We start from the raw sequence: 5,848 nt of genomic DNA on the forward strand, positions 1-5,848 counted from the left end.
CATCCATCTCGCGGCAGTCACGCCAGAAGGCCGAGTCCGTGCGGTTGTTGACGTGGTAGTGCAGGATGATGAAGTCGCGCACGACCTCGATCGCCTCCTGCGTCTGCCGGTTGTACTCGTCGATATCGCTCTGGCGCACGCCATCGGTCGGGAACAGCTCGATCAGCCGGGTCAGGCCCTTCTGAATCAGGTGGATGCTGGTGGATTCGATCGGCTCCAGGAAGCCGCTGGCCAGGCCGATGGCGACGCAGTTCTTCTTCCAAACCTGCTCGCGCTGGCCGGGCGTGAACTTGATGACGCGCGGCTGGCGCAGCACCTCGCCCTCGATGTTGGCGAGCAGCGCCGCTTTCGCGTCGTCGTCGCTGATGTGCTTGCTGCTGAACACGACGCCGTTGCCGACCCGGTGCTGCAGCGGGATGCGCCACTGCCAGCCCCAAGGGTGGGCGATGGCGCGGGTGTAGGGCACGGGCTCGCCGACCAGCGTGGTCTGCACGGCCAGGGCGCTATCGCAGGGCAGCCAGTGCGACCAGCTTTCGTAGGGCACGCCCAGCGTCTCGCCGATGAGCAACGCGCGCATGCCGGTGCAGTCGATGAAGAAGTCGCCTTCGATCAGCGCGCCGCCATCGAGTTGCAGGCCGGTGATGTCGCCGCTGGCGGCATCGGTGTGGACCTTGGCGATCTTGCCTTCGATGCGCTGCACGCCCAGCGCTTCGGAGAAGCGGCGCAGGTACTGGCCGTAGAGCGTCGCGTCGAAGTGATAGGCGTAGTTGATGCCGTTGTCGGGCAGCGTCGCGAAGCGGTTGTCCAGCCCGGCGCGCAGCTCCAGGCAGTAGTCGCCGTAGTCGCTCGCCAGGCCACGCTTGCGGCCTTCCAGCCAGAAATGGTGGAAGCCGGCCGTCCAGTGACCCTTGCCGGTCTTGCCGAAGGAGTGGAAGTAGTTCTCGCCGACGTTGCGCCAGTTCTCGAAGCTGATGCCGAGTTTGAACGTGGCCTGCGTGGCCTGGATGAACTCGCGCTCGTCCAGGTCCAGGATCTCGTGCAGGATGTGCAGCGTCGGGATCGTGGCCTCGCCAACGCCGACCGTGCCGATCTCCTCGGACTCGACGAGCCGGATGTCGTAATGCTTGCCCAGGCATTTGGACAGGCCCGCGGCCACCATCCAGCCGGCGGTGCCGCCACCGGCGATGACGACGCGACGGATGGGTTTGGGAGCGGTGGTCATGGTCGTGGATGAGCTCATCGTTTGAGTCGGTTCTGCAGCATCGAGCGCAGCTGGCGGGCGCTGTTGTCGGTCATCGGCGCGAGGATGCCGCGCGCGGCGGGCGGGATGTGGGCCGCCGTCGTTTCGTCAGCGTCGAAGACGTAGTGGTTGAACAGCGCGCGCCAGGAATCGCGCTGGGCCGGCGGCAGGTCGCGCAGCGACAGCAAGGCCATCAACAGYGTGTTGATCGGTTCGTCCATGAAGGCCGGGGACTGCCGCCACCAGAAGTTGACGAGCGCGCTGATGGGCTCCAGCGACTCCACGCCATGCCACCACTGGCTGGGGATGAAGAGCGCATCGCCTGGCAGCAACTCGAAGGTTTGCGCATGCTCCAGCGCCTGCGCGTATCGCGGGAAACGCACGAGGTCGGGCCGCGCGTGGTCGACGAGACTGATCGGCTGGCCAGCGGGCGTCAGGTCCAGCGGACCGACGTAGAGGTTGGCCACCTGCTCGGGCGGGAAGAGCGTGAAGCGGCGCCGACCGGCGACGACGCAGGCAAGGTTGTCCGGCAGGTCGAAATGCGTGGCTACCTGCATGCGGTTGCCGAGCCAGATGCTCGCATGCGGGTTGAAGGGCGCCAGCGCAGGCAGGTCGTTGGGCGGGCGCAGGCCGGGAAAGCAGTGGTCGATGCCGGTGGAGCCGAGGTAGAGGGCGTCCGGCGTGCCGGCCAGCAGCTCGTCCAGCAGCGCGCCGAAGGTGTGGGTCTCGTGCCGGAAGTTGAAGCCGGTGAAGTCGGCGTTGTAGAAGAAGCGCCCGCCGATCTCCGGTGCGCCGCGCCAGAGGGCCAGGCGCGTGTCGGCGCCGAAGCCGCGCAGGTAGTCGCAAAAATCGGCGTCGGACCGCTGCGCGGCCTGCACCAGCGGCCAGCGCCCGACCAAGCCGCGCATCAGCACGGGCTGGGTGGACTGGAGCACGTCTGCCGGGATCGCTTCGGCGCTCACATCACTGCGCTCCAACATCCTGCTCAGACCTCCCGTGCGAGGTGGCGCTTGATCAGCTTGGTGAAGTTGGACAGCGACGCGATGGCCATGTAGATAGGCTGCAGGTAGTCGGCCTGGTGCAGCAGGCCGACGGTGCTGGCGTCCAACGCGGCGAGGCGCTCCTCCTGGAGGATGTAGTAGCCCGCCAGCTGACCATGCGAGCCGTCAGGGCGCTCCACGTCGAGCACGAAGGACTCGAGCAGTTCGTACTTCATCAGCGTCTGGATGAAGTCGGTCGTGGCCTCTAAGCCCTCATGCAGCGTGCGCAGCACGGAGTTCGCGTTCTCGGTGAAGTCGGTCGTGCCGCCATGCGGCAGGAACACGGCCTCGCCCTCGGCGCCCAGGCTGACGCGCTTGCTGTCCATGTCGACCATCATGCGCAGCTCGTCATCGGCGATGCCGATGGAGAACGGCAGGCGCTGCACGGACAGCGGCAGGTAGTCGGCATCCCAGCCCTGCTCGTTCAGGAACAGGTTCTCCCCCTCCTGCAGGCCGAACAGCGCCGCCGGCGCGAAGCCGCCTTTGCCATCGGGCTGGAAGACGATGGGGTAATGCGCCTGGAGCTTGCGGAACTCGTCCACCGTGACGGGCGCCGACATGATGTCGTCGCCCCATTGCGCGCCACGCTGGGTGATGACGCGCAGGTCCTTGTGCTGGATGTTGTTGAGCAGTTGCGGCATGGATGGGCTCTGGAAATCAAGCGGCCGGCGGCATGCCGTGCTCGCGGATGTGTTGGATGAGATCGCGGTGGCGGGGCAGGCCGCCCAGCAACCGCCGGGTGATTGTCGTCACGTCCTTGAGGCCGGTTTCGGCTTGGGTCCGCTGGTCGGCACGCGGGGCCCGCAGCGCGGGCTTGAAATGCATGCCATAGAGCACGTACTGGTAGCTCGCGGCGGGGAAGACCTCTTCGTTGCGATAGAAGTCGTTGCGCGACGGCGCGCGGTGAGCCCAGAGCTGCAGCAGTTCGCGCAGCGACTCGGGTTGCGTCGCTGCGCTGCGGTGCTCGCGCCAGTAGTCCGCGTCGTCGCGGCGGCTCAGCACATAGTGCAGCTTCAGGAAGTCGATGATGCGCGACCAGCGGTAGGCGAAGGCCTCGTTGAAGCGTTTGGCGACGAGGTCCATGTCGGCGCGATTGGCAGGCATCTCGTCGCGGATCATCGCGGCCGACAGTTCGACCAGCGCCAGCGCGGACGCCTCCAGCGGCTCGATGAAGCCGGCAGACAGCCCGACGGCGACGCAGTTGCGATGCCAAAAATGCTCGCGGTAGCCGGGGCTGAAGCTCAGCCGGCGTGGCGTTGCGTCGCCCAGCGACAGCCCGTTGCGCTGCAGATGGCCCAGCAGCGCGCGCTCGGCGGCGGCATCGTCGGTATGGCCGCTTGAAAACACCAAGCCGATGCCGCGCCGCGTGGGCAGGCCGATGTCCCAGGTCCAGCCCTCGGCATGYGCGGTGGAGATGGTCGCGGAGGCCAGCGGTGCCTGCGCATCGGCATGCGCCACCTGCACGGCCAGCGCGCTGTCGTTGAAGAGAACGCCCTTCTCGGAGCGCAGCTTGACGCCGTAATGCTGGCCCAGCAACAGGCTGGCCAGGCCCGAGCAGTCGATGAAGAGGTCGCCCTCGATGTCGCCGTGCCCACGGGTCGTCAGCGCCGCGATGTCGCCGTTCTCCTGCGAGCGCACGGCGGTGAAGTGGTCCACCACGTGGTGGACGCCGAGCACCGTCGTCGCATGCCGGCGCAGCAGGTGGCCGAGCTTGACGGCATCGAAGTGGTAGCCGTAGTTGAGGACGCCGCCGAACTCCGGCGTCGTCGTCTGCTTGGGCGCCAGGCGTGCGTCGCACACATGCGGCTGCGCACCCACGCTTTCGGCAAACGCGTGCTCGCCGCCCGCCTGCAGCCATGCGCCTGCCAGGTCGGCCTCGCCATGGCCGTGAGGCAACGTGAAGGGGTGGTAGTAGCGATCACCGGCTCCGCCGTACAGCCAGCCGTCGAAGCAGGAGCCCTGCTTGAAGGCTGCGTCGCATTCGCGGATCAGGTCGACTTCACTGAGGCCGATGCGATGCAGCGTGGCGCGCATCGTCGGCCAGGTGCCCTCGCCCACGCCGATGGAGGGCACGTCGGGGGATTCGATGAGCGTGATCTGCAGCGCGTCGGGGCCGTCACCGCCCAGTTCCGCCGCCAGGGTCGCAGCCGTCAACCAACCGGCCGAGCCTCCCCCCAGCACCACGATACGTCGAACGGCTGTCGTCACCTCGGAACTCATCCCGCAAAGTATGGCCGTGCGGGTGCCGGGCACGCCGCAAAGGCCGAGGAATTCTGAAAGGAAATTTGGCCGAGGTGGGCGTTGCGCGCCCGCCTCGGCCAATCTGGGTCGCCCGGCGAACGGCCCCGAGGGGCGTTTACCGGGCGGCGGTGCTCATCGCTCAGAAGCGATAGCGAGCACCGACCAGGTAACGGCGGCCCGTCTGGATGGCGGAGATGATCTCGTTCTTGCTGCGGCCGTGGGTGCGGATGTAGCCATCGTTCAAGTTCAGCAAGTCGGCCTGCAGGGTCAGGTTCTTGCCAATCTTGTAGCCGATGGACGCGTCCACCTGCCCATAGGCCTCGGTGTACCGCGGGTTGTTGCCGTTGTCGTTACCCAAGAGGAACGAATCGCGCCAGTTGTAGGCGGCACGAATCGACCACTGGTCGTTTTCGTAGAAGCCCACCACGTTGGCGGAATCGCTGACACCCACCAGAGGGGACTGCACATCGGTGCTTGACGCGTCGTTGCGGTACTTCAGGCCACTGCGGACCAGCGTGTAGTTGCCCGAGACGCCGAAGCCACTGGTGCTGAACATGTGCTGGAAGTTGAACTCCAGGCCCTTGATGTTGTCGCCACCGGCATTGGACGGCGTCGTGATGTCGAAGATCAGCGGCTGGGCGCCGGGGACCGTGCCCGCAATGTTGCCCTTCAGGAAGTTCGGGTCACTGGCATCGGTGACCGTGACGCCCGGCTGGCCGTTGTAGTTCTTGAAGATGTAGTTGCGCAGCAGCTTGGGACTGTCAGCAGGAATACCCGACGCCCGGGCAGCGTCGAAATACGTGCCACTGGCAGGCTGGTTCAGGCCGGCGAACGTTTGCTGAACCGTTTTCGTGGTGAAGAAGTCGGATACCTTCTTGTAGAAGGCGCCCGCTGCCACATACGACGACTTGGCGTAGTAGTACTCGGCAGACAGGTCCAAGTTCTTGGACTTCAGCGGCTTCAGTGCCGGGTCACCGGTCGAACCGGCGCCGTGGATGTTGTAGCGGCCCGAGTTCGCGTTCAGAGCGACACCGCCCAGCATGTCGCCGAAGTTCGGGCGACCGATGTTGACACCGTAGCTCGCGCGCACCTTGATATCGGACGTCAGGTCGGCATCCCAGTCGATGCTGGGCAGCCAATAGCTGTACTTGCCGTCCTTGGTACCGAAGGTCGTGGTTGCGCCATCGAGCCTCACCTCGTTTTCCGCATACCAGGTGGTGGCGTTGTAGGAGGTGACTTGTGACGAGGACGTGATCTTCGTCTGCTCATAGCGCAGACCGACCGACAGGTTCATCGGGATGGACGTGTCGAACGAGTGGTCCCACTG

Annotated in this window: 5 protein-coding genes; all 5 read right to left on the minus strand. The window is 66.0% G+C overall.

Annotated features, from left to right (window positions below; genetic code table 11):
- On the minus strand, nt 1-1,222 hold a 1,222-nt coding region (locus tag AC1DU6_RS17830), incomplete at its 3' end, for a tryptophan halogenase family protein (protein ID WP_477858653.1).
- Nucleotides 1,223-1,236: 14 nt separating this feature from the next.
- On the minus strand, nt 1,237-2,202 hold the full coding sequence (locus tag AC1DU6_RS17835; RefSeq protein WP_457321698.1) for a cupin-like domain-containing protein: 966 nt from the start codon (nt 2,200-2,202) through the stop codon (nt 1,237-1,239).
- 23 nt (nt 2,203-2,225) lie between these two features.
- Entirely contained in the window at nt 2,226-2,921 is a 696-nt protein-coding gene (locus tag AC1DU6_RS17840; RefSeq protein ID WP_477858655.1) for a SapC family protein, read from the minus strand.
- Nucleotides 2,922-2,937: 16 nt separating this feature from the next.
- Complete coding sequence (locus AC1DU6_RS17845; protein WP_477858657.1) at nt 2,938-4,488, minus strand: tryptophan halogenase family protein; 1,551 nt, start codon at nt 4,486-4,488, stop codon at nt 2,938-2,940.
- 172 nt (nt 4,489-4,660) lie between these two features.
- A partial coding sequence (locus tag AC1DU6_RS17850; protein WP_477858658.1) for a TonB-dependent receptor domain-containing protein occupies nt 4,661-5,848 on the minus strand: 1,188 nt, incomplete at its 5' end.

The organism is Roseateles sp. P5_B10 (assembly GCF_056400485.1).

What these genes read in the sequence shown, in the direction of transcription:
- AC1DU6_RS17840 (WP_477858655.1), bottom strand. Translation starts at nt 2,921, where the DNA reads ATGCCGCAACTGCTCAACAACATCCAGCACAAGGACCTGCGCGTCATC.